At 69.6% G+C, this 22,485-nt stretch carries 24 protein-coding genes and 1 riboswitch; of the genes, 15 read left to right on the top strand and 9 right to left on the bottom strand.

Features of this window, described 5'->3' with window-relative positions; all coding sequences use genetic code 11:
• The first annotated feature begins 169 nt into the window (after nucleotides 1-169).
• The 5 genes from Q0747_RS10530 to Q0747_RS10550 all read left to right on the top strand — a co-directional run bounded on the left by Q0747_RS10530 (nucleotide 170) and on the right by Q0747_RS10550 (nucleotide 5,997).
• Nucleotides 170-1,696, top strand: a complete 1,527-nt coding sequence (locus Q0747_RS10530; RefSeq protein ID WP_298254374.1) for a DHA2 family efflux MFS transporter permease subunit — start codon at nucleotides 170-172, stop codon at nucleotides 1,694-1,696.
• 46 nt (nucleotides 1,697-1,742) lie between these two features.
• On the top strand, nucleotides 1,743-3,380 hold the full coding sequence (locus Q0747_RS10535; protein WP_298254376.1) for an ABC-F family ATP-binding cassette domain-containing protein: 1,638 nt from the start codon (nucleotides 1,743-1,745) through the stop codon (nucleotides 3,378-3,380).
• 77 nt (nucleotides 3,381-3,457) lie between these two features.
• Nucleotides 3,458-3,523: riboswitch (guanidine-III (ykkC-III) riboswitch) on the top strand.
• Nucleotides 3,524-3,533: 10 nt separating this feature from the next.
• Nucleotides 3,534-3,848 carry a multidrug efflux SMR transporter gene (locus Q0747_RS10540; protein ID WP_298254378.1) on the top strand — a complete coding sequence of 105 codons (315 nt, stop codon included), beginning with the start codon at nucleotides 3,534-3,536 and terminating at the stop codon, nucleotides 3,846-3,848.
• A 95-nt stretch (nucleotides 3,849-3,943) separates the two neighbouring features.
• The gene (locus Q0747_RS10545) at nucleotides 3,944-5,065 is read left to right on the top strand and encodes an alcohol dehydrogenase catalytic domain-containing protein (protein WP_298254478.1); all 1,122 of its coding nucleotides are present in this window, start codon (nucleotides 3,944-3,946) and stop codon (nucleotides 5,063-5,065) included.
• A gap of 68 nt (nucleotides 5,066-5,133) precedes the next feature.
• Complete coding sequence (locus Q0747_RS10550) at nucleotides 5,134-5,997, top strand: aldo/keto reductase (protein ID WP_298254380.1); 864 nt, start codon at nucleotides 5,134-5,136, stop codon at nucleotides 5,995-5,997.
• Between the two features lie 25 nt (nucleotides 5,998-6,022).
• Here the strand turns inward: Q0747_RS10550 and Q0747_RS10555 are convergent, their stop codons facing one another.
• Both Q0747_RS10555 and Q0747_RS10560 read right to left on the bottom strand, forming a co-directional pair.
• Nucleotides 6,023-6,682 (bottom strand): cyclase family protein, encoded by a 660-nt coding sequence (locus Q0747_RS10555; RefSeq protein WP_298254382.1) that lies wholly within the window; start codon nucleotides 6,680-6,682, stop codon nucleotides 6,023-6,025.
• Nucleotides 6,669-8,096: a cytosine permease gene (locus Q0747_RS10560; protein ID WP_298254384.1), complete on the bottom strand. Its 1,428-nt coding sequence runs from the start codon at nucleotides 8,094-8,096 to the stop codon at nucleotides 6,669-6,671. Before Q0747_RS10560 ends, Q0747_RS10555 begins: the two co-directional genes overlap by 14 nt.
• A gap of 148 nt (nucleotides 8,097-8,244) precedes the next feature.
• Between Q0747_RS10560 and Q0747_RS10565 the strand changes: the two genes are divergently transcribed.
• Nucleotides 8,245-8,943, top strand: a complete 699-nt coding sequence (locus Q0747_RS10565; protein ID WP_298254386.1) for an SDR family oxidoreductase — start codon at nucleotides 8,245-8,247, stop codon at nucleotides 8,941-8,943.
• A gap of 22 nt (nucleotides 8,944-8,965) precedes the next feature.
• On the opposite strand, the gene Q0747_RS10570 is transcribed toward Q0747_RS10565, so the two are convergent.
• On the bottom strand, nucleotides 8,966-9,703 hold the full coding sequence (locus Q0747_RS10570; protein WP_298254388.1) for a YqjF family protein: 738 nt from the start codon (nucleotides 9,701-9,703) through the stop codon (nucleotides 8,966-8,968).
• Between the two features lie 128 nt (nucleotides 9,704-9,831).
• On the opposite strand from Q0747_RS10570, the gene Q0747_RS10575 reads away from it, so the two are divergent.
• Complete coding sequence (locus Q0747_RS10575; RefSeq protein WP_298254389.1) at nucleotides 9,832-10,251, top strand: DUF1801 domain-containing protein; 420 nt, start codon at nucleotides 9,832-9,834, stop codon at nucleotides 10,249-10,251.
• Between the two features lie 328 nt (nucleotides 10,252-10,579).
• On the opposite strand, the gene Q0747_RS10580 is transcribed toward Q0747_RS10575, so the two are convergent.
• Nucleotides 10,580-11,554 (bottom strand): NAD-dependent epimerase/dehydratase family protein, encoded by a 975-nt coding sequence (locus Q0747_RS10580; RefSeq protein WP_298254391.1) that lies wholly within the window; start codon nucleotides 11,552-11,554, stop codon nucleotides 10,580-10,582.
• Between the two features lie 104 nt (nucleotides 11,555-11,658).
• On the opposite strand from Q0747_RS10580, the gene Q0747_RS10585 reads away from it, so the two are divergent.
• The 4 genes from Q0747_RS10585 (at nucleotide 11,659) to Q0747_RS10600 (ending at nucleotide 14,218) form a co-directional block, all read left to right on the top strand.
• Nucleotides 11,659-12,045: a PadR family transcriptional regulator gene (locus Q0747_RS10585; RefSeq protein WP_298254393.1), complete on the top strand. Its 387-nt coding sequence runs from the start codon at nucleotides 11,659-11,661 to the stop codon at nucleotides 12,043-12,045.
• Nucleotides 12,042-12,755, top strand: a complete 714-nt coding sequence (locus tag Q0747_RS10590) for a hypothetical protein (RefSeq protein ID WP_298254395.1) — start codon at nucleotides 12,042-12,044, stop codon at nucleotides 12,753-12,755. Before Q0747_RS10585 ends, Q0747_RS10590 begins: the two co-directional genes overlap by 4 nt.
• Nucleotides 12,756-12,848: 93 nt before the next feature.
• The gene (locus Q0747_RS10595) at nucleotides 12,849-13,517 is read left to right on the top strand and encodes a uridine kinase (RefSeq protein WP_298254397.1); all 669 of its coding nucleotides are present in this window, start codon (nucleotides 12,849-12,851) and stop codon (nucleotides 13,515-13,517) included.
• Between the two features lie 86 nt (nucleotides 13,518-13,603).
• On the top strand, nucleotides 13,604-14,218 hold the full coding sequence (locus Q0747_RS10600) for a hypothetical protein (protein WP_298254399.1): 615 nt from the start codon (nucleotides 13,604-13,606) through the stop codon (nucleotides 14,216-14,218).
• A 32-nt stretch (nucleotides 14,219-14,250) separates the two neighbouring features.
• On the opposite strand, the gene Q0747_RS10605 is transcribed toward Q0747_RS10600, so the two are convergent.
• Entirely contained in the window at nucleotides 14,251-15,384 is a 1,134-nt protein-coding gene (locus Q0747_RS10605) for a hypothetical protein (protein ID WP_298254401.1), read from the bottom strand.
• A 198-nt stretch (nucleotides 15,385-15,582) separates the two neighbouring features.
• Between Q0747_RS10605 and Q0747_RS10610 the strand changes: the two genes are divergently transcribed.
• Nucleotides 15,583-15,795 carry a hypothetical protein gene (locus tag Q0747_RS10610; RefSeq protein WP_298254403.1) on the top strand — a complete coding sequence of 71 codons (213 nt, stop codon included), beginning with the start codon at nucleotides 15,583-15,585 and terminating at the stop codon, nucleotides 15,793-15,795.
• A 148-nt stretch (nucleotides 15,796-15,943) separates the two neighbouring features.
• Nucleotides 15,944-16,303: a hypothetical protein gene (locus Q0747_RS10615; protein WP_298254404.1), complete on the top strand. Its 360-nt coding sequence runs from the start codon at nucleotides 15,944-15,946 to the stop codon at nucleotides 16,301-16,303.
• Between the two features lie 66 nt (nucleotides 16,304-16,369).
• On the opposite strand, the gene Q0747_RS10620 is transcribed toward Q0747_RS10615, so the two are convergent.
• Nucleotides 16,370-17,002 (bottom strand): uracil-DNA glycosylase, encoded by a 633-nt coding sequence (locus Q0747_RS10620; protein WP_298254406.1) that lies wholly within the window; start codon nucleotides 17,000-17,002, stop codon nucleotides 16,370-16,372.
• 283 nt (nucleotides 17,003-17,285) lie between these two features.
• Between Q0747_RS10620 and Q0747_RS10625 the strand changes: the two genes are divergently transcribed.
• The gene (locus tag Q0747_RS10625) at nucleotides 17,286-18,473 is read left to right on the top strand and encodes a hypothetical protein (RefSeq protein ID WP_298254408.1); all 1,188 of its coding nucleotides are present in this window, start codon (nucleotides 17,286-17,288) and stop codon (nucleotides 18,471-18,473) included.
• Between the two features lie 8 nt (nucleotides 18,474-18,481).
• Here Q0747_RS10625 and murJ read toward each other — a convergent pair whose 3' ends face one another.
• The 3 genes from murJ to Q0747_RS10640 all read right to left on the bottom strand — a co-directional run bounded on the left by murJ (nucleotide 18,482) and on the right by Q0747_RS10640 (nucleotide 21,971).
• Nucleotides 18,482-19,999: a murein biosynthesis integral membrane protein MurJ gene (gene murJ / locus Q0747_RS10630; protein ID WP_298254410.1), complete on the bottom strand. Its 1,518-nt coding sequence runs from the start codon at nucleotides 19,997-19,999 to the stop codon at nucleotides 18,482-18,484.
• Between the two features lie 39 nt (nucleotides 20,000-20,038).
• Complete coding sequence (locus Q0747_RS10635) at nucleotides 20,039-20,947, bottom strand: ROK family protein (RefSeq protein ID WP_298254412.1); 909 nt, start codon at nucleotides 20,945-20,947, stop codon at nucleotides 20,039-20,041.
• A gap of 214 nt (nucleotides 20,948-21,161) precedes the next feature.
• Nucleotides 21,162-21,971: a DNA-formamidopyrimidine glycosylase family protein gene (locus Q0747_RS10640; protein WP_298254414.1), complete on the bottom strand. Its 810-nt coding sequence runs from the start codon at nucleotides 21,969-21,971 to the stop codon at nucleotides 21,162-21,164.
• Nucleotides 21,972-22,164: 193 nt separating this feature from the next.
• Here Q0747_RS10640 and Q0747_RS10645 point away from each other — a divergent pair, with 193 nt between their 5' ends.
• A complete protein-coding gene (locus Q0747_RS10645) occupies nucleotides 22,165-22,416 on the top strand; it encodes a hypothetical protein (RefSeq protein ID WP_298254416.1) in 252 nt (83 codons plus the stop codon).
• The last annotated feature ends 69 nt before the right edge of the window (nucleotides 22,417-22,485 follow it).

Raw genomic sequence — 22,485 nt, forward strand, 5'->3', positions numbered from 1 at the left:
TTGTGCCACGCGTCCCGTGGCCGGGCGCTGCTGGCCGTCCGCCACGCCGCACCCACTCGGTAGACTAGAGGACGGCACGAGACCCGCGCGAGAGCCATGCACACCGCCGTGCCGAGGCCGGACGACGCTCCTGGAATGGTCCTGCCTCCGTACCCGCGAAAGGCTCCGCATGAGCACCACCATGAACCAGGCGGCCACGCCGACCATTCCCCGGCAGTCCTGGCTCGCCCTCGCAGCCCTCCTGCTGGGCATGAGCATCGCGCTCCTCGACACCACGATCGTCAACGTGGCCCTCCCGACCATCCGCACCAGCCTGGATGCTTCGGAGTCCACACTCTCGTGGATCATCTCGGGATACGCGCTGGCCTTCGGCCTGACACTCATCCCCGCTGGCAGGCTCGGGGACCGCATCGGCCACAAGTGGATCTACTTCTCCGGTGTCGCCCTGTTCACCCTTGCGAGTTTCGCCTGCGGCTTCGCCCAGAGCGACCTTCAGCTGGTGATCTTCCGGGTCCTCCAGGGCCTGGCCGGCGGCATCTTCGTCCCGGCCGTCACGGCTTTCATCCAGCTGCTCTTCCCCGGCAGGACCCGCGGAACGGCATTCGCCATCATGGGCGCGGTCATCGGGGTGTCCTCGGCGCTCGGGCCCATCATCGGCGGGCTCATCATCGAGGCCTTCGGGGAGGAGAACGGCTGGCGCCTGGTCTTCTTCGTGAATCTGCCGGTCGGCATCGTCACGTGCATCGCGGCCGCCGCGCTGCTGCCGCCCCGCGACAGGTCGCTGCCCCGCGCCGCCAAGGGCCTCGACGCCGTCGGCATCGCTCTGGTGTCAGCGGCCTTCGTAGCTCTCCTGGTCCCGCTGATCCAGGGTCAGGAGGACGGCTGGCCGCTGTGGACCTGGCTCTCCCTCGCCGGCGGAGTCGTCCTGCTCGCACTCTTCGGGATGTGGGAGATCCGCACCGACCGGAAGGGACGCGTGCCCCTGGTCCCCCCGACACTGTTCTCGCACGCATCGTTCACCGGTGGAGTCGTCCTGGCCCTCGTCTACTTCGCCGCGTTCACCAGTATCTTCTTCACCATCTCGCTGCTCTGGCAGTCGGGGCTGGGGCACTCCGCCCTCGCCTCGGGCGCCGTGGCCATCCCGTTCGCCGTCGGGAGCATCATCAGCTCCTCGCAGAGCAACCACCTGGCCCTGAGACTCGGCCGCAACGTGCTGGTCCTGGGGACGGCCCTCGTGACAGTGGGACTCGGGTGGTCGTGGCTGATCCTGCTGATCACGGAACCGTCCGATCTGACCAACTGGTTGTTCGCCGTCCCGCTGCTGCTGGCAGGGCTCGGCAACGGCTTCTTCATCGCGCCGAACGTGCAGTTCATCGTGGCCACGGTGGACCGGCAGGACGCCGGATCGGCCAGTGCGGTCATCTCGGCTATCCAGCGCATCGGCTCCGCGGTGGGTATCGCGATCATCGGCAGCGTGCTGTTCGGCTCGCTGCCGGGTGGACGCGAGATGGCGACGGCGGCCGGGCGCGCTGCCGGCTTCACCGACGCCTCGGCTGCGACCATGGGTGTCAGCGCGGCCTTCGCCGCCGTCGCGCTGCTGCTGGTCTTCACGCTTCCCCGGCGGGTCGCGACACCGGAGCCGCCGACGCCGCAGCAGGACCACGCGTCTGCGGACCCCGCCGTCCGGGAGACCTGAGGCACGCTCACGCCCGGCCCTCTCCTCCGCCTCCTAGACTGGAGGCATGACCGCAACCCTCGTGGCGAAGGATCTGTCCGGGGGCCCGGCGGACCGCACGCTCTTCTCGAAGCTCGATCTCACCGTGGCCCCCGGGGACGTGGTGGGCGTGGTGGGGGCCAACGGCGCCGGCAAGACGACCCTGTTGCGCCTGCTCGCGGGAGCGGACCAGCCGGTGGCCGGGACCGTCTCCACCACGCCGCCGGACGGCTTCGTGGGCTGGCTCCCGCAGGAACACGAGCGCCGTCCCGGTGAAACGGTCGCGGCGTACATCGGGCGCCGGACAGGCACGACGGCGGCCACGACCGCCATGGAGGACGCCGCGGAGGCCCTCGGTGACGGCGGCAAGCAGGCGGACGACGTCTACGCCGCGGCCCTGGAACACTGGATGGTCTCCGGGGCCGTGGACCTGGAGGACCGGATGCCCGCCGTCCTCGCCGATGTCGCCGACGGGATCGACCCGTCCACCCCGACCCTCACCCTCTCCGGTGGGCAACTGGCGCGAGTGGCCCTGGCGGCCCTGCTGCTGAGCCGCTTCGACATCGTCCTCCTCGACGAACCCACGAACGACCTCGATCTCGCCGGCCTCGAACGCCTCGAGTCCTTCGTGCGGGAGCTGCGCGGCGGAGTGGTGCTCGTCTCCCACGACCGCGAGTTCCTGGCGCGCTGCGTCACCACCGTCGTCGAACTCGATCTCGCGCAGGCCACGGTGTCCGTGTACGAGGGCGGGTACGACGCGTTCCTGGAGGAACGGGCCGTGGCGCGGCGGCATGCGCGGGAAGCCTACGAGGAGTACGCCGGGAAGCGCCAGGACCTCGTGGGGCGTGCCCGCACGCAGCGCGAGTGGAGCTCCCAGGGTGTGCGCAACGCCATGAGGAAGAGCCCGGACAACGACAAGATCCGCCGGAAGGCGAGCGCCGAGTCCTCCGAGAAGCAGGCGCAGAAGGTGCGGCAGATGGAGTCGCGGATCGCCCGGCTCGAGGAGGTGGAGGAGCCGCGCAAGGAGTGGCAGCTGAGGTTCACCATCGGGTCGGCGCCGCGTTCGAGCTCGGTGGTGGCGACCCTGAACAACGCCTCGGTCAGCCGGGGTCGGTTCACCCTCGGACCTGTCTCGCTCCAGGTCGACGCGGGCGAGCGCATCGGGATCATCGGCCCCAACGGGGCAGGGAAGTCGACGCTCCTGCGCCTGCTGCTGGGGCACCAGCCGCCCGACGACGGCACGGCGGCCCTCGGACCGAGCGTGGCCGTCGGCGAGATCGACCAGGCCCGGGGGCAGCTCGCGGACGCCCTGCCCCTCAGCACGGCCTTCGAGCACCTCGTACCCGAGCTGACGCAGGGCGAGGTGCGGACGTTGCTCGCCAAGTTCGGGCTGAAGGCCGACCAGGCGCGGTCCCTCGTCGCAGCGCTCTCACCGGGCGAGCGGACCCGGGCGGGCCTGGCGCTGCTGCAGGCACGCGGCGTGAACCTCCTGGTACTGGACGAGCCCACCAACCACCTGGATCTCCCGGCGATCGAGCAGCTCGAGGACGCCCTCGAGTCCTACACGGGCGCCCTGCTCCTCGTCACGCACGACCGCAGGCTGCTCGAGAACGTGCGGCTCGACGCCCGCTGGCGGGTCGACGACGGCCGGGTCACCACCGGATAGGCGAACCCCGACCGGAGGGGCGCAGGACGCCCTCGACGGTCACGGTGCCGGCGTCCGTTCATGACACCATGGAACCCGAGGCGCGTGTCCACCGCCTCCCGGACGAGGGGCGCCGTACCCGGTGTGCGACAAGACGGCCCATGGGAGCACGTCATGGCATGGATCGTCCTCATCGTCTCGGGTGTCCTCGAAGCCGTCTGGGCGACGGCCCTCGGCAGGTCGGAGGGCTTCAGCAGGCTGGCGCCCACGATCGTGTTCGCCGTCGCCATCACCGCGAGCATGGCCGGCCTGGCCTACGCCATGCGGACCCTGCCCATCGGCACCGCCTATGCCGTCTGGGTGGGGATCGGCGCGGCCCTCACGGTCGTGTACGCGATGGCCACGGGGACCGAGCCAGCCTCGCTGCTGAAGATCGTCTTCCTCACCATGATCGTGGGCGGCGTGATCGGCCTGAAACTGAGTACCTGAGGCGCGCGCGGCACCGGTCCGGACGTGGTCGAACCCCCGCGCCTAGACTGACCCCCACCACCACTTCACCACGAGGGGATGCCATGAGCCCGATGATGCGCGCCGCAGTGCTCCGTACCGCCGACCGGACCGCGCCGTACGCGGAGAGCGCCCCGTTGGGGATCGAGCAGCTTGCCGTGCCGGAGCCCCGCGCGGGAGAGCTCCTGGTGCGCATCGAGCGGGCCAGCCTCTGCCACTCGGACCTCTCGGTCGTCAACGGCTCCCGCCTCCGCCCCCTGCCCATGGCACTGGGCCACGAGGCCACCGGCGTCGTCGAGACGGTGGGCGACGGCGTGGAGGACGTCCGCGTGGGGGATCACGTGGTCCTCGTCTTCGTCCCGGCCTGCGGCTCCTGCCGCGCCTGCTCGGCGGGCCGACCGGCCCTGTGCTACCGCGGTGCGGAGTCGAACGGCAGCGGCGATCTCCTCCACGGCCCGGCGCTGCTGGAGACCGGCGGGGGCGAGCGCGTCAATCATCACCTCGGTGTGTCCGCCTTCGCCGAACATGCCGTGGTGGCGCGGGAATCGGCCGTGGTGATCGACGACGACGTCCCGTTCGACATCGCCGCCATGTTCGGCTGCGCCGCACTGACCGGTATCGGCGCGGTGCTGAACACGGCCGCCGTGCAGGAGGGACAGTCCGTGGTGGTCTTCGGTCTCGGTGCGGTGGGGCTGATGGCGGTCATGGCCGCCGCACAGATCCCCGGGACCACGGTGGTCGCCATCGATCCCCTGGCGTCCAAGCAGGAACTCGGCCTGCAGTGCGGTGCGCAGCATGCCGGCTCACCCGACGACGCCGCGGAGCTGGTGCGGCGGGCGACCGACGGCGGAGCCGACGTCGTCATCGAAGCCGTAGGCAGTGCCCGCGTCATGGAGGCAGGCCTGGAGCTGCTCGCCCGCGGCGGAGCCCTCGTCTCCGTCGGCCTGCCCCACCCGGACCAGGAGATCACCACGGCGGCCCTGCAGTTCGCGGGGATGGGCCGGCGGCTGCTCGGCTCCTACATGGGCGACGCCGTCCCCGAGCGGGACATCCCCCTCTACCTGGAGCTGTGGCGGGACGGGCGGCTTCCCGTGGAACTGCTCCATACCGACACCCGGCCGCTCGACGACCTCAACGAGAGCCTGGACGCGCTCGCGGAGGGACGCGTGGTCCGGAGGATCTTCACCCTGGACGCCTGATCGGCACTCGCGATGCATGGTCGGCGGTGCCTACGATGGTCGGCACGTCTATCCGAAGGAGAAAGACCATGCAGCAACGCTCATTGGGAGGCACCGAGGTCAGCGCCATCGGCCTCGGAGGAATGCCCATGTCGATCGAAGGGCGGCCCGACGAGGACCGTTCCATCCGCACCATCCACGCGGCGCTCGACGCCGGGATAACCCTCATCGACACCGCTGATGCGTATCACCGCGATGCCGGCGAGGTGGGTCACAACGAGATGCTCATCGCGAAGGCCCTGCGGAGCTACGGGTCCGACGCCTCCGGCGTGCTCGTCGCCACGAAGGGCGGGGCACAACGCCCCGGTGACGGTTCCTGGACGCTGGACGGCCACCCCGACTACCTCAAGGACGCGGCGAAGGCCTCACTGCAGCGGCTCGGCGGCGACGCGATCGGTCTCTACCAGTACCACCGGCCCGACCCGGACGTGCCCTACGAGGACTCGATCGGTGCGCTCAAGGAGCTGCTCGACGAGGGCGTGATCCGCATGGTGGGCATCTCCAACGCCACCGTGCACCAGATCAGGAAGGCGAACGAGATCCTGGACGGCGGTCTGGCCTCGGTGCAGAACCAATTCTCCCCGGCGTTCCGGTCGAGCCAGGACGAGCTGGACTACTGCGGCGAGAACGGGATCGCCTTCCTGCCGTGGAGTCCGCTGGGCGGCATCAAGAAGGCCGGAGACCTCGGGGAGAACTTCGCCCCGTTCCAGGACGTGGCCGACAGGCACGGCGTGAGCCCGCACCAGGTCTGCCTGGCCTGGGAGCTCGCGCTCGCCCCGACCGTGATCCCCATCCCCGGCGCCTCACGCCCCGAGAGCATCCAGGACTCGGCGCAGGCCGCCGGCCTGGAGCTGTCCGGCGAGGAGATCGAGGTCCTCTCCCGCACGGAGTAGCGACCGATCACCACGGGCCGGCGCCCTAGCGCGTGGGCACGTCCAGCTCGAGGGCGACGGCGCGCACCGGCGCGCCGTCGCCCCCGGCGAGCGGGAGCGGCAGCACGGAGACAAGCGGATCGTCCCACGTGACCGCTGCGAGATTCGTCAGATTCTCCACGATCACACCCCCGGCCCCGAGGAAGATCGCGTGGAACGGCAACAGCCCTTCGTTGTCGAGGGTGGGGTCCGGGTTCAGGCTGTCCACTCCCATCACCGTCACCCCCGCCTCGAGGAGCCGGGTGGCGATCTCCGCATCCAGGACCGGGTGCTGGAGATAGCGCTGGTCGCCGAAGTGCTCCGACCATCCGGTGCGGAACAGCACCATGGCGATCCCCTCGAGCCGCTCCAGCTGGGACTCGACCGCTGCCCAGGGGACGACGTCGTGCGCTCCCACCTCCGTGCAGTCCACGATGCGCGCCGCGCCCACGAGGCGGCGGAGATCGATGGCGTCCACGGACTCGCCGTCGACGACCGAGTGGAGCGGGGCATCGAGATGCGTACCCGTGTGGGAGCCGGCGTGGAGCGAGGCCACCTGGTAGCCGTCCTCGGCGACCGTCGCCACGGTGTTCACCGACACAGCAGGATCACCCGGGAAGACCTGCATGCCGGTGTGGATGGGCTGGGACAGATCAACGATCCGCATGGTCCGCCGCCACCTCCGGTTCGTCCAGCAGATGCGTGTGCCTCCGGGCTGTGCGATCGATGCGGCCGGTCGCAGCGGCCCACGCCAGGTAGAGCAGTGCCGAGAGGACGAAGGTGGGGATGGTCGCGCCGATGGGGCTGGGCAGGGTGTAGGTGAGGACCAGCGAGGTCCCCGCGCCGACCAGCCACACGAGGACGGCGGCGATGTTGACGCCGCCCGTGAACCAGTACGCACCGCCGCGACCGCGGAGGATGTCGCCACCGTAGTGACGGGACCGCACCAGGTAGTAGTCCACTAGCATGACCGCGAAGACCGGGATGAACAGTGCTCCGACCACGGTGAGGAAGGCCGCGAAGCGGTCGAGCAGTGCGAGCCAGGTGGCCCCGAGGATGGAGACGGCACCGAGCACGAGCGCTGTGGGCAGGAACGTGACGCGGCGCGAGGGCACCATGTTCACCACGGAGGACACCATGCCGTAGACCACCATCGTGTTGGTGGCCATCACGGACAGGAAGATCACGACGGCGAGCGGGGCGCCGAAGATCGCGACGATGACGGTGGGATCGAACGCGACCGCCTCACCGCCGTCGAGCACCACGAAGGCGATGGCGGTGGCACCGAGGATCATCGCGAGCACCGTGGACAGCACGTAGCCCACACCGGAGCCGATCATGCCCGCCGCCTGCGTGCGTGCCAGCCGGTTGAACTCCGCCGAGAGCACGGTCCAGGAGATGGCGGTGGCGATCACGACGTCGAGGACGACGGCGGGGGTCCACCCGGCGGCGGTGTCCTGCGGGATCGCGGCGAACTCGGCGGGGCTGTAGGCGAGGAAGGCCGTGGTGAAGATGTACGCCATGAAAACGAGGATCACGAGGGCCAGCCAGGGCTCCACGCGCTCGATGCCGGCGTGTCCGAAGATGGCCAGGCAGACCACCAGCAGCTGGCAGAGCACCGAGAAGAGCACAGGGCTGGAGAAGCCCGTCATCTCCTCGACCACGAAGTTCACCGTGACGCCGGCGAGCATCGCCTGCACCCAGCTCCAGCCCATGAGTGTGACGAGATTGGCGGCGACGGGTAGGAAGGATCCGCGGAGACCGAACGATCCCTTGGTGAGGGACATCGTGGCGAGCCCGGTCCGGGTACCCATGTTGCCCACCAGGACCAGTACGGAGCCGCCGATCAGCGTGCCGAGCGCGATCATCCCGATGGCCGTCGGCCAGGTGACGCCCGGGACGAAGAGGGTGCCGGTGAGGAGTGTGGTGACCACGAGATTCGCCGCGAGCCAGATCATCCCCATGCGTCCGGTGCCGAGCGTGCCCCGGAGCGGCCCGTAGCCGTCGGAGTGGGTGTCGAGCTGATCGGCCAGCCGGCGGTAGGCAGACCGGCCCGGTGTCCGGACGTGTTCCTGGGTCATGAGGCTCTCGTTCCTGCGGTGTTGTCTCCGGGTGAACTTTTGTTGCTTCCCGAGTCTGTGTGACCGACGCAACGTTGTCAACGGCGCCTTCCTCCCGTCCGCTCGCGGGAGCCGGGGTGGCGCGCGTCGGCGTTGCTAGGCTGACGACATGACTTCCACCCCTGTTGCCCTGATCACCGGCGCCTCCCGCGGCATCGGGCGCGCCATCGCCGACGAGCTCGCCACCACGCATCACCTGCTGCTCGGTGGACGCGACCGGCCTGCGCTGACGGAACTGGCGTCGTCGTACCCCTCGGCCGAGCCGTTCGCGGCGGAACTGCGCGACGCCGACCAGGTGGCGACGGGGGTCTCCGGGATCGATCGGCTCGACGTCCTGATCCACTCCGCCGGGATACTGCGCATGGGCCCGGTCGCGGAACTGACCGACGACGCCTGGCGGGAGAGCTTCGAGGTGAACCTGTTCGCCGTCGCGGCCCTGACCCGTGCACTGCTGCCCGCGCTGCGGGCCGCCGGAGGACAGGTTGTCACCATCAACAGCGGCTCGGGTTACACCTCCGGCGCGAGTTCCGCGATCTACAGCGGGACGAAGTTCGCGCTGCGCGCCTTCACCGACGCACTGCGCGAGGAGGAGCGGCAGCACGGCGTGCGGGTCAGCTCCATCCATCCGGGCAGGGTGGCCACCGACATGCAGGAGGAGCTGCATGCATGGGAGGGCAAGGAGTACAGCGCCGAAGCCTGGATCCGGCCGGACCAGGTGGCCAAGGCGGTGCGGCTGGCGGTCGACACCACACGGGAATCGGCCATCGAGACGCTGAGCATCCGGCCCTCGGGCATCTCGCTCGGCTGACCCACTCGGTCCGCCGACCCCCTCAGTCCGCGGCCACCACACGGGGCCGGCCGAACTGGGTCTGCACACCAGGGGAGAAGAGCACCGAGTCGGGCGGGCCGTCCACGATCAGTCCCGCGGCGGCGAGCAGGCCGTCGTCGAGCCCGGTGACGGTCGCAGGGTGCAGCGGCCACGGCGTGTGCGTGTTGGGGATGTAGAGCGTCCGGCCGGCCAGGGTGCTGTGCAGGCCGAAGCGTGCCGTGAGCTCCAGGGACACCGTGTCGTCCGCCGTCCGTGCGGTATCGGGCTCGACGGCGAAGCGGGACCTCGCCTGTCTGCGGAACCGGACGACGTCGTACCCGTACCCTCGCTGGTCGTGGATGGGCGAGCACCTCGACCAGACGTAGGGGATGCCTCCGGCCCTCGCCGCGAGGACCACGGCGAGACGCGAGGCATCGAGGGTGACGAACACGACGCCACGGGTGCCGTCGGGGCCACGGGAGTAGAGCCGCACGTTGATCTCGGTGAACGAGCCGAAGTACGGGACGGGCAAGCCCTGGCCCAGACCGGCGCCCACCATGCGGAAACCGATCAGGCCCACCCAGGACGAGCCATCCACCTCGTCGGGGACCACGCCGGCGGGCATGTACCGCGCCACGGCCGCGGAGTCGATCCGCCAGTGGAGGAAGACCGCATCCGCCCAGCACTGGTCCATGATCACGGGGCGGGGCAGCTCGGGCGCGAGGAACCGGTCCGATGCTGCCGTGTCGTCGGTCGTCATACGCCCAGTCCACCACGGATCTCCCCCCGTTCCTGCCCCGCGATGGATCTGCTGCGTCACCCGTCCATTCCCGTGGCGGGGTCTAGAGTGGACACACCGATCCGCACCTGGTGGAGGAGTGATCAGTCATGGCGGAACTGCTGACGCAGCCGACGTCCGAGGACCTGAGGGCGTTCATCGAGGCGGTCGAGCATCCGCGGCGGCGGGCCGACGCACTGACCCTGCTGGGGCTCATGGAGTCCGTCACCGGGGAGCCGCCCGTGATGTGGGGATCGTCGATGATCGGCTTCGGGGAGTACCGCTACACCTATCCCTCGGGCCACAAGGGTAATTCCCTGGCCGTCGGTTTCTCCCCGAGGGCTTCCGCACTGGCGCTGTACGGCCTGCTGGCCGCACCCTCCTCGGACGAGCTCCTGGAATCTCTCGGCAAGCACCGCCGCGGTGTCGGCTGCCTCTACATCACGTCGCTGGCGAGCGTCGATCTCGAGGTCCTCGAGGAGCTCGTCCGCCGCGGCGCCGCCTTCCTCGTCACGGAGAACTTCACCTAGATACAGGTTCTCCCGTGGACCCGGAGCGAATTCCTCGATGCCCCAGATTCACGAAGACGTCATCTACGCGGCGAGACACGGCTCCGCCCAGACGGACGAGATCCGGGAGAGTCAGGAAAGACGATGTCCTCACCCTCCAGCATGCAAAGGACTACTGCTGCACCAGCCTCGTTCAGGAGTACGAACCGGGGCAGCTCCTCGGCATGATCACCTTCTGTATTTCGAGTCGCTGCTCCTGGGTCAGCCGCGGTCGATGGACGACTTCTGGTCGACCTACGAGGAACTTAATTATTCCTAGGCGTCCCCTTATTCGACAAGACCGGTGCGGTCAGCGCGGAAGCTGACCGAGCAGATCGAGTTCCTCGGCTCTACTCAGCCCGGATCTACGCTCTCGGTCGAGGCCGAGCCGCCGCTCGAAGTCCAGGCAGCGCTGCATGGTTCGACGAAGATCCTGCAACTCGCCACCGGCAGCATGGAAGGCGGCGTTGTCCCGTTGGGCGAAGGCCGCATCAGCTTCGGGAAGCCACAGAGGAAGTGATCGGGGGCCGGCCCAATAGCGAACATCGTGTCGAAGAAGCCATTCATCGGCTACGACCACCCGCTCTCCTGCGAAGCTCGCAACCTCGGCTGCGAGCGCGAACACGTCTGCGAGGGCGTACTGGTCACCGGTGGCGTTGATGACACCGGTGAGATCGTCCTCGCCTGCTTTCACCATGAAGGCTGCAAGATCCTCGACGTCGATCACCTGGACGGCGCGACTCCCGGCGACAGGTGAGAGCACCGGCCCGTCCTGTGCGAGCGCGAAGCGCCCTACCCAGTAGCCGAACCTGTCGCTCCCGTCCCCGGCCCCTGCGATCAGTCCTGGGCGAACGACGAGCAGGCGCCGTCCAAGCGCTTCCAGCGACGCCTGCTCGGCAGCGACCTTCGCTTGCCCGTAGTCTTCGGGATCGACCGGATCGAGCAGCGGCGCGGACTCGTCAGCACCCGCGTCGGAGTTCGATGCGTATACGGAGACGGACGACACCAGGGTCCAGTGCTCCGCCCTCTCGGCGAGCGCATCGACGGCACCCTGGACGAGCACGGGCTCGTAGGAGAGCTCGACGACGTCGTCCCACGACTGATCGGCTACTGCCGCGTACGCATCCGGGGAGTATCGGTCCGCCTGCACGAAGGCGGTCCCAGCGGGGGAGCCACCTGACTCTCCGCGGGCCAGGCAGGTGACAGCATCTCCGTTGGCCATCAGCTGACGAGCGATCTCCGAGCCGAGCCAGGCCGTTCCACCGAGCACCAGGACTTGTCGCATTGGGTCAGTGAAGCAAGCGGGCCGGAGAGCGTCAATGGTGTGCCCTATGGGACAACCTCTTGGACGGGCTTTACAGGCTAACTACTTAGACACACAATATAGTCATGGAACTGACAACCTCGGGCCCCGCTAGTGCGGAGGGCGTCGAGTGGCCGAGCGATTGGCTACGGGCAACACTGGGCCTTCTCGCCCTCCGCGCCCTGTCCACCGGGCCCTCCTACGGGTACGCGATCATCAGCGAGCTCGAACGCCACGGCTTCGGCACCATCAAAGGCGGCACCCTGTACCCGCTCCTCACGCGCTACGAAGCCGCCGGACTGGTCTCCACCGAGTGGAGAGCCGGCGACGGCGGCCCCGGCCGCAAGTACTTCGACCTCACCGAGCGCGGACACGCCGAACTCGCTCGGCTCAGCGCCGACTGGTTCCGATTCACCCAGCTCAGCATCGACTACCTCGACCCAGAACGACGTCCGAAGGAGCCCTCCGCATGAGGCAGCAGACCAGTGACAAGAAGTGGTTCGACGAACTCACGCTCGAACTCCGCCTCCGTCAGGTCCACGGAAGCGCCATCGGCGACACCCTGGCCAGTGTCCGTGAGCTCCTGCACGATACGGGCCAGAGCGCCGAGGAAGCATTCGGGCCGGCACGGGAGTACGCGGATTCACTCGATCTCCCAGCCGATCCAGACCACGACTGGCTGCGTAGATCGCTCTGGCCGTCCCTCGTGGGCCTGCTGGCGTTCCTGCTCTTCAATCAGGCCATAATCTCTCTGGTCCGAGCCGAGCAGATGCTGGTCTCCCCCGCGCAGCTCGCACTCCTGCTCGTTCCCGTCGTGCTGATCGCCCTTTTACCGCTCTACATCGATGCAGCCGTGCGCCACTTCTGGATTCTCCTGGTTCTCGTCATGATGGGATCGCTGTCAGGGGCGTTCTCGGCCGTAGTGGCTCCCAGGACCACGGCCGAAGCGTGGCTTGCAGTCGACCCGCTCCCGTGGGTCATCGGGAGTACCTTCGTCATGATCGCCCAGGCCGTCCTGAATACCGTCCGGACTGTCCACTCCACGAGCGACGACGCCATCACCGACCCGCTCTCCGCAGGGCGGAGCACCGGAACGCGAGCAAAGGTATTCCTCCACCTCACCAACTGGTTGTTCCCGATCCTCGCCCTTGGCGTGCTCGGGCTCGCAGTAGCCATCAATTAGCACTGCAGAGTGCTGGACACGGCGCAGTCGTAGGGAGCCGGCCGGCACGGGCGACGTCGTCCGTTCAGGGAACATGGCGATATGGGCCGGTTCATGGAGATGTTGAGCAACGACCTTCTTGCCGCTGTCGGCGTCGACGGTCGCCTCATGGCCATCGACGGGGTCGACGGCAGCGGGAAAACGACGTTCGCCGCCGAGCTTGCAGCCCATATTCGGGATCGGCCGGTCATCGTCATCCATGCGGACAACTTCCTCAACCCGACCCACATCAGATACTCCAGGGGACGGGACTCGCCGGAGGGATTCTGGAAGGACACCTACAACTACAAGGCGTTGCACGAACTGGTACTCGAGCCCCTCGGTCCTGCAGGAGACGGCTGGTACTCGCCTGCGTCCTACGACCCCGTGGCTGACCGGACCGCACCGTCTCCGAAGGTCCACGGCCCAGCAGCAGCGCTGGTCGTCGTCGAAGGCATGTTCCTGCACCGCGACGCGCTGATCGGCTACTGGGACGCATCGGTGTTCCTCGATGTCCCGTTCGCCGTGACCGCTGCGCGCATGGCGGTCCGCGACGGCAGCAACCCGGATCCCGGTCACCCCAGCATGCGTCGCTATGTCGAGGGGCAGCGGCTCTACCTCGATGACGCTCGGCCGCGGGAGCGTGCGACATTCGTGGTGGACAACAGTGCCCCTGCCTCACGCGAGGTCGTCCGGTCAAATGCTCCCCGCCATTGCTGCATCCCGAACCGTGACTTGCCCTGAACGTCCCCGCGCCGCAAGGTAGTAAGGGTACTGATCACAATCTCGTCCTCACCCGAAGGCGGACCAGCAGAAGGAGGATGATCCCCATGGCGTCATCAAACACCTCAGGCGCAAGCACCCCCAAGGCCCGGCGCAACGACGTCGTCGCAGCAGAGAAGGCACGATACGGCGGGATCAAGTTCGGGTCCGCCTTCTTCGGCTGGTTGACCGCGATCGGCCTGACCGTCATCCTCAGCACCATCGCCGCAGCCATCGGTGTGGGCGTCGGAGCGGCCAACACCTCCAGCGCGAACGACGCCGCGAACCAAGCACAGGAGAACGCGCAGACCATCGGCGTGGTCAGCGGGATCATCCTGGGAGTCATCCTCTTCATCGCCTACTACTGCGGCGGCTACGTCGCTGGACGCATGGCACGCTTCGATGGCGCCAAGCAGGGCCTGGCCGTGTGGCTGTGGGGGATCATCATCGCCATCGTGCTGGCCATTCTCGCCGCCATCGCAGGAGACCAGTTCAATGTCCTGTCGAACATCGAAGGCGTCCCCTCCATCCCGGTGGACGGCAGCGCCCTGACCACCAGCGGCCTGATCGGGCTCGCGATCGCCGTCATCGTCCCGCTCATCGCCGCCATCGTGGGCGGCAAGGCCGGCATGCACTTCCACCGCAAGGTGGATCAGGTGGGCATCGACCACGCGGCACGCTGACGGTCGGCAACTCGGCCCGCCCGGCAGGACCGTCAGATCTCGAGAACGCCGTCCACTGCTGCTGAGCGGGGCGGAACAGCACCGGTGGCGATGTCCTCCTCGAGGTGGACCGTGGCGTAGGCCCAGGTGCGCGGGCGTCCGGCGTCGTCGAACACCCGGTACCGCCTCCTCAGGCGCAGATCGTGGACCCGGCAGTGCTCGAACGAGACGATGATCTCCGTCCCGGGCCATTCACCCGATTCGGTGACCTCCACGGCCCGGTAGTCGCTCGGTGAGCGACGCACCACGTGATCGTCGCTCGTCCACAGGAGGTAGGGATCCCCGAGGCCCTCGAACCGGGCACGGATCCTGGTGATGGACGAGTTGCGGGCTTCCTCGGTGACCGGCGCCAGCGGCCACTCGATGCCGTCGACCCCGTTCAGCTCGAGCCGGTCGGTCCATGCATCGACCGCATGTCGCTGCCGCCCGAGGTCGGCCTCCCATGACTCCTCGTCGTCGTCCTCGAGGACCGGTCGTGATGCCAGCTCGTCGGTGTCGATCCTGGGTGGCAGCCCGTCGCCGGCGTCGAGGTCGACCTCGCGGGCCTCATGGACGATCGTCCAACCGGCGTGCTGCAGGTCCAGTTCCTTACGTGGTCCTGTGGGGTAGAACTGCACCATGAGCCGGGTCCCTGCGAGGGCGGCCCGGTGCACGAGATGATCGACGACGATCACCGAGCGCGTGCCGTCCGTGTGGACACGCACGAGATCGGTGGCCGGGGTCGGGAGCGGCCTGCCGGGCGGGAGTCCCCCGCGAGCGTCCGGCCCTGACCGGAGCGTGGCCGGGCTCGACTCGCCGACCCACAACCCGCCGTCGTCGACCCCTACCAACTGACCCACGCCGAGATCACAGGCCGCTCCCACTCCCTGAGCCGTGATGAACACGGCTGAACTCTGCCGGCACAGCTCCGGATCGTCATCGTCCTCCGCCGTGTAGACGAGCCACGCTCCGGTCGAGGTGGGCCATAGGCGCGCTTCGCCGATCGCCCTGGGGGGCATGGGCGCATCGGGCCACGCCACCCAGCCCACGGTCGAGTCCGCAGCAACGATCGCCGCGACCGGGCGGGTGGCATCCGGCACGATCGTCACCTCTCCCACCCGGACGGCGTCGAGGGAATCAGCGGGCATGTCAGCGCAGGCACTCCCTCACGCTACAACCGCATCGCATCAGGAGGTCGGGAAGCGATGCCGACGTCGAGCCGTGGGTACCCTGAGAGTCAGGACACCGCCGCACGGAGTCGCGAGGGCGGCCCGTACCCAACACCGCGGTGACCCTCGGTCCGCATCGTCGGGCCGTGACCCTGCACCGTCGCGAAGGAACATGCTGTGAACAGAAGAACATCCCTCTCCGCACGCTTCATGAGAGTCACGGGGACGCTCCGCATGTTCTTCGGCCCCGCACAGCAGGGCTCGACGGCGGGTCCGGTCGTCTATCTCGACGACGATGCGCAGCGGACCCGCCAGGAGCAACTCCAGCAGTGGACCGTGGTGCGTAACGCGGACGGCTCCACCTACCTGACGAGCAAGGACGGGGAGTAGCGGCTTCGAGGCCCGTAGGCCGATCTGCTGCGGCGATCCTGTGCCCACGGTGATGGTCGGTAGCCGCTGGTGATGGCACACTTGTCGGGTCGATGCTTGCGCACCCTGGACCGTTCCGGGTGCTTACATGACTCACAGAAGGTCTCAGATGCCCCAGCAGCGCCCGCCCTCCATCATACCTGACGTGTCCCGGCCCCGCCGCTCACGGCTCCTGATGATGCCCGGCGGCAAGGACGCCGAGGGCTTCGCCGCCCTCGCCGATCGTCATGCCGACGAGTCGAACGAACTGCTCGGGGCCCTCGAAGCGGCGATCGCACGCCTCGCGCTGGCCCATCGCTTCGCCGCCCCGGAGTCCGAGGCACGCAGCATGGACGACGAAGCCTTCGCCTGGGTGCAGCAGTCGCTCGAGGACGTCACGGCGACCCTGCGCGGACTGTCCCTACGGAGAGCCACCGAGGCACCACGTGCGGACATGATGCCCGTACGCTCCGTGTCCGGGTCGGCCTGAACCGGGGAGCGCAGCGCGCTGCATCGGCGGAGCGGCGCCGCGGTGACCGACGCCCGGTGATCCACCTCAGATCGACTGGCTCGCGCGGATCCCCGCCCTGCCCATCGCGTCGGTGTACGCGGACTGGATGTCCTTCAGCCACAGTTCCTGGTTGGCGGGCGTGCCCTTGAAGGCGCGCTCCCCCGGTGCCCGGACCTCGTAGATCTTGAAGCCGCGCTTGACGATCGCCCGGTTCTCGAGCTTCATGAGCCGGCGCGCGGCCTTGTGCGCGTCCGCGCCGTGGGCGATGAGTGCGGACGCCCGCGGGACCTGCTGGAGGAACGAGAGCAACGGCTTCACACCGTCGGAGATCTGGTCCATGGTCAGCGCCCGGTCCTTGCCCTCCGGGATGTACCACGGGTGGGCGTTCCAGGGCATGAAGGCGTCGGGGCGGAGGCCCACGGCCTCGTAGATCCCGGCCATCCGGACGGAACTGGGGTCGTCGTTCTCGAACGAGACGAAACCGGAGGGCAGTGAGGCGCCGGGATTCGAGAAGAGACTGACGATCTTGCAGCCGTCCACGTCATGGATCGGGTCGATGTAGGGCACCGAGGACCCCGGCTTGGCTTCCGCCAGCGTGTCACAGAGCCGGTTCACGTCCTCGATCTGCGGATCGTACCGCTGATCCCACTGCTGCTCCCTATAGGTAGGGTCTGCCATGCGTTGTACCAATTGCGCCTCCTCGCGGACTGCGCCTGGAGTGACGCGAACATGTCCGCAGGTTTCCAGCCTACGCCAGTGCCGTCCCGGGCCCCTCTGGCGCCGGGCGGAGCGCCGGCGGCGACAGCAGGCCGGCGACTCCCCCGGTCCGCGCGGACGGCGGCGCCGATGCTGCCCCCGCCCGCCGCAGTGACTACCCTGTCTAGGGACGGCTTCGAGGCCGTCGCACGCCACGTCGCGGCCGAGCCCGGGCCGCCCGCCGATTGCATCATCGAGGTACCGAATGCTCCACCGGTCCGCCAAGGACGCCGCTGCCTCCGGCGACGCCTCGCCGGGACCGCCGCGGCGCCGCGTGCTGATCGTGGCCACGGGGCGCGACCGGGGCGCCCTCGCCGCGATCCGTGCCTTCCGCGCCGCAGGCTGGTACGTGGGTGTGGGCACCCCCGACGGCGGCGGCGTCCTCGGCTCCTCGCGTGCCAGCCATGCGAGCTACCGCGTACCGCGTCCGCGCCACGATGGCCGGGACTTCGTCGAGGGGGTCCGGCGTGCGGCGCTGTCCGGATCGTTCGATCTCGTCTTCGGCGGCGGGGACGACTGGATGGCTGCACTCTCCGCCTACCGTGAGCAGCTTCCGCTGCCCGTGGCGCACCCCCCGTTCGACGTCGTCGAGACCGTCCTGGACAAGATGCGCCTCGCCGATCACGCTGCGACGGTCGGACTGGCGTCCCCCCGCGCGGTACTGGCCACGGACGAGGCGCTCGCCGCGTGGGACGGGCCGGTGGTCGTCAAGTGCAAGGAGCACTGGGCGCCGGACCAGACGCAGTCGCTCCGGATCGAGGCGAAACTCTTCGCCACGACCGGCGACGCCCTGGCGCAGGTGGAGCGGATCCGCGACGCCGGTGCGCAGCCGATCCTGCAGGAGGTGGTCGCCGGGACGCTCGGCGCCCTGATCGGCGTCTTCCACGAGGGCCGGCTGTACGGACGTACGCAGCAGGTCTCCGCGCGTCTCTGGCCCACCCCGAACGGCGCCTCTGCCCGCGCCTACACCGTGCCGGTCGACGAGGATCTCAGCACCAGGGTCGAGGCCCTGCTCGAGGACCTGGGCTGGCACGGACTCGTGGAACTGCAATTCCTGACGGGCCATGACGGCGTCCCCCACCTGATCGACTTCAACGGCCGGTTCTTCGGCTCGCTGGCCCTTGCCGAATCCGCGGGAGAAGGACTCGTCCGCACCTGGGCGGAGCTGGCCCTCGGCGGGCCCGCGCCGACGCTTCCGGATGCCCGGCCGGGACGGCGCTACTCCTGGCTGGCCGGCGACCTGCGCCGGGCACGTGTGGAACGCCGCAACGGCATGCTGCGCGACGTCGTCGCCTCCCTGCGCTGGGCCCTGACCGCGCAGCACAGCACCCTGAGCCTGCGCGATCCCCTGCCGTCGCTGGCCCTGGCCCGCGGCCGGGTCCGTCGCCGCTGACCCGCACCCTACCGGCGCCGGACCGCCCGCAGCATCTCGAGGGGGACCAGGCGCTCCGGGGCCCGGAGGACAACCAGTCCCAGGACGTAGGCCGCGAGCATCCCGCCACCCACCAGGGCACCCTCGACGAGCGCCGGTGCGGGCGGCAGGAGCGCCCCGATCACCACGCCGGTGCCGACCGCCGCGCTGCCCAGCACCACGGCCCTCACCACGAGCCCCCTGGCCGCCGCGGTGTCGACGGCCGCATGCCGCCGCGCGAGGAGCACGCCGTTGGCAAGGGCTGCCGCCAGGAGGGAGGCGCTCGTGGCGAGCGCGATGCCCGCGAGCCCCAGCACGGGTGCGAGCACGATGTCCCCCACCACGTTGATCACCATCGCACCCACCGAGACCACCACCGGCGCCCGGGAGTCCCCGAGCGCGTAGGAGGTGCTGACGAGCACCTGCCGCATACCCATCGCCACGAGGGCGGGGGCGTACCAGACGATGGCGACGGCGGTGGATCGCGCATCTCCGTCGGAGAAAGCTCCGCGCCCGTAGGCCACCTGGGCCAGCGGGACGGCGGCGACCATCAGGACGAGCGTCAGGGGCATGAGGAGGGTGATGGTCACGGACAGACCCCGGGACACCAGCCGCCTGATCTCGGGGAGGTTGCCGGCGGCCGCACCGAGCGCCGGGTAGAGCGGAACCAGCAGCGAGGCGATCAGCAGGGTCTCGGGCAGATTGACGAGCCGCCACCCGTAGGACAGGGCCGTGATCGCGCCGTCGTCGAGCGTGGAGCCGACGGCGCGATCCACGAGCGAGTTCACATTGGAGATGGCGCTGCCCACGAGCAGCGGTGGCATGAGGCGCGCGATCTCGCGGAAGCCGGGCAGCCGGAGATCGAGGCGGGGACGAACCCTCAGGCCGAGCGACCTCAGGGGCGGCAGCTGCAGCAGCAGGCGGGCCGCCGATCCCACCACGAAGCCGACGGCGAGCGCCTGGACGCCGTATCTCGGACCGAACAGGCCGGCCGCCGCGATCATGATGATGTTGAAGGGGACACCCTGCAGGGAGGACCAGACCACGCGCCGGTGGGCCTGCGCCACGGCAGCCAGGAGATCCGTGCCCGCGACGAGCACGGTGGCGAGCAGCATGATCCGGGTCAGCGTCACCGCCAGCTCCGCCTGTGCACCCTCGAACCCGGGTGCCAGGACCGCCGTCACGGGCCCGGCGAGCAGCCCGACGACGATCGCGCCGAGCCCCAGCACCACCATGGTCACCGTGATGGCGGTGTCGAAACTGCGGTGGCCGCGGCACTGTTCCCCCTCGGCAGCGACCTCCCGGGCGACGACGGGCGTCACCGACCGCGCCATCGCGTAGGCGATCAGCCCGAGCACCACGTTCATCAGACCCTGCGCCACGAGGTAGGCGTCGAGTTCCGGGCCGGCGCCGTAGACGGCCGCGATGACGACGTCGCGCACGAATCCGAACACCGTGGAGACCGCCGTCAGAGCGACCACCACGACGGCGGCGCGTGAGACGCTCATCCTCCCGACCCCGCCCCGGAGCACAGGCCGGGGCGTGCTTCAGCCAAGGGCGGGCGCCGGAGGCAGTGCGTCACTCGCCAGGGACAGTGCGCCCCTGACCCCCGAGCCGTCCCCGAGCTCCGGGCGCACCACGTAGCCGCTGGCGGGATCCGTCAGGGGATGGTCCGCCAGCGCCCCGCCCACCAGCAGCGCCAGCTGCTCCCTGACCGCCTCGAGCAGACCGGGGGTCTTCATGACGCCTCCGCCGGCGACGATCCGCTGCGGCGCCGTGGTGTAGCTGATGGTCGCCAGCAGTTGGGCCAGGTAATAGGAGGTCAGCTGCACGGACTCCCGCTGCCGGGGCCCGGGGTCGGTTCCCGGTCTGCCCCAGCGGGCCTCGATCGCAGGACCGGACGCAAGACCCTCGAGGCAGTCCCCGTGGAACGGGCAGACACCGCCGAAGGAGTCCTGGGGGTGCCGCCGGACCAGCAGGTGCCCCAGCTCCGGGTGGGCGCGCTGCGTGAACGGCGCTCCGTCCACCACGAGACCGGCGCCCACACCCGTCCCGACCGTCACGTAGGCGAGATCGCTCACGCCCCGTCCCGCCCCGAACCGGTGTTCGCCGAGCGCAGCGCCTGTCACGTCGCTCACGAGGCGGACGGGGGTCCCGGCTGCGAGGCGGAGGCCCGCGAGCAGGTCGGTGCCACGCCACCCCTGCTTCGGTGTCGAGGTGATGGTGCCGAAGTCGGCCGAGTCGGGATCGACGTCCACAGGGCCGAAGGAGGCGACGCCCACCGCATCGAAGCGGCCGTCCACCGCCCTCGGAGCGAGGAAGTCACGGATGGCGGCGAGCGTCTGCTCGGGGGAGGTGGTGTCGATCCGTGTCTCGGCGAGGATGGTCCCGGGATCCGGTGCCTCGGCGACGGCGCAGATCACCTTCGTGCCCCCGGTCTCGACCCCGGCGATCACAGCGTGCCCCGCCGGCCGTCCGCGGGCCGGGAGCTCCGCGACGCCGCGGTGCGGCCGTGCCCGCCGGGGAGGACGTTCGGCAGCTGTGTGTCAGGGGTCCGGGGCATCCGGGACATGGGCATCCTCAGGGGGATCGGCGGTGTGGTCGGGTCCATCCTCCCACCCGTCCGGCGCCCCCGGGCGTGCTGGCCGTGCTGCGGGGTGCCCCGCGGGGCTACGGGGCCGCTGCGGGGGCCGGCTGGCACCGCGGGCACCACCAGGTGCGGCGCCGGCCGGGATCGTCCGGGACCTCCGCCCTGACCCTGACGGTGGTCCCGCAGCGCAGGCAGGGCCGCCCGGCCCGTCCGGCCACCCAGTGCTGCTCGCCCCGCCGCGTGTTCCCCGTGGTCACCTGGTGCGCTCCCGGCTGCGTCGCGGAGAAACGCAGGCACCGGGCTCCGAGGGCCACCAGGGCAGGCGCGTCGACGTCCGCCATCACCGTGTCGGGGTGGACACCGCGCAGGAAGCAGAGCTCGTTGGCCCAGAGGTTGCCGAAGCCCGCCACCCTGCGCTGGTCGAGGAGTGCGGCCACCACACGCTCCCCCGGGGTGCTCGCGAGCCTCCGGGCAGCCTCCGCCGCCGACCAGTCGGGCCGCAGCGGATCGGGTCCGAGGTGCCCCACGGCGTCGCCCTCCGACCGGGTGTCCAGCAGTTCGACGACCGGCAGGTTCAACCCGTAGGCCGTGGGCCCCTGCCCCACGGCGAGGATAACACGTGCCTCGGGCAGCAGGCGCGACGGCAGTCGCCGGCCCGGAGCGGTCACGGTCCACGACCCCTGCATCCGCAGATGGGTATGGAGGGTAAGACCGCCGTCGAACCGGGTCAGCAGATGCTTGCCGTGCGTTACGTGCTCCACCACCCGCAGACCGTCGAGCGCGTCGGTCGCATGCGCCGGTACCCGCAGGTCCCCCCGGACCAGCGTGCGGTCGTCGAGCGATCTCCTCAGGCGCGCGGCGAGCCGGAAGACGCTGTCACCCTCGGGCATCCGGCCTCCCTCCACGACGTCCGGCGACAGATTAGCGTCCGGCACCGACACGCGGGACGACGCCACGGATCAGCCGCCGCTTCCGTTATCGATCGGTGCCGGATACGCTGTTCATTCGTCGGACTCGTCCGGCGTACGCGGTCCAGAAGCGGGCCCGATTCTCGTGTCATCGCCGTACCGGAGAACAGGGCCCATGAGCACCAGACTGACGCCATCCGAAGACTTCCCCCAGGACCTCTCCGCACTCGAACTGCCCGAGGTCGAGGTTCTCAACAGCAAGATCCATCGCGAGCTGGACTACGAGTACGTCCACGACGGCGAAGCGTCCATGGAGACGGAGATCCGTCACGATGAGCTCGCCGAGGAACTGAACCGGCGCGAGCACCAGCCGCAGGCCACGTCCTCGCCCTCGGACGTCGTCCGGCCGCTGCTGCGCTCCTCCTGAGACGCGGTCGGCCACGCGTCGACGCCATGGTCTAGATTCAGAGGGAACACAGTCCATCGGAGGGAGAAC

Source organism: uncultured Arthrobacter sp. (assembly GCF_947493765.1).
Taxonomy (GTDB): Bacteria; Actinomycetota; Actinomycetes; order Actinomycetales; family Micrococcaceae; genus Arthrobacter_D.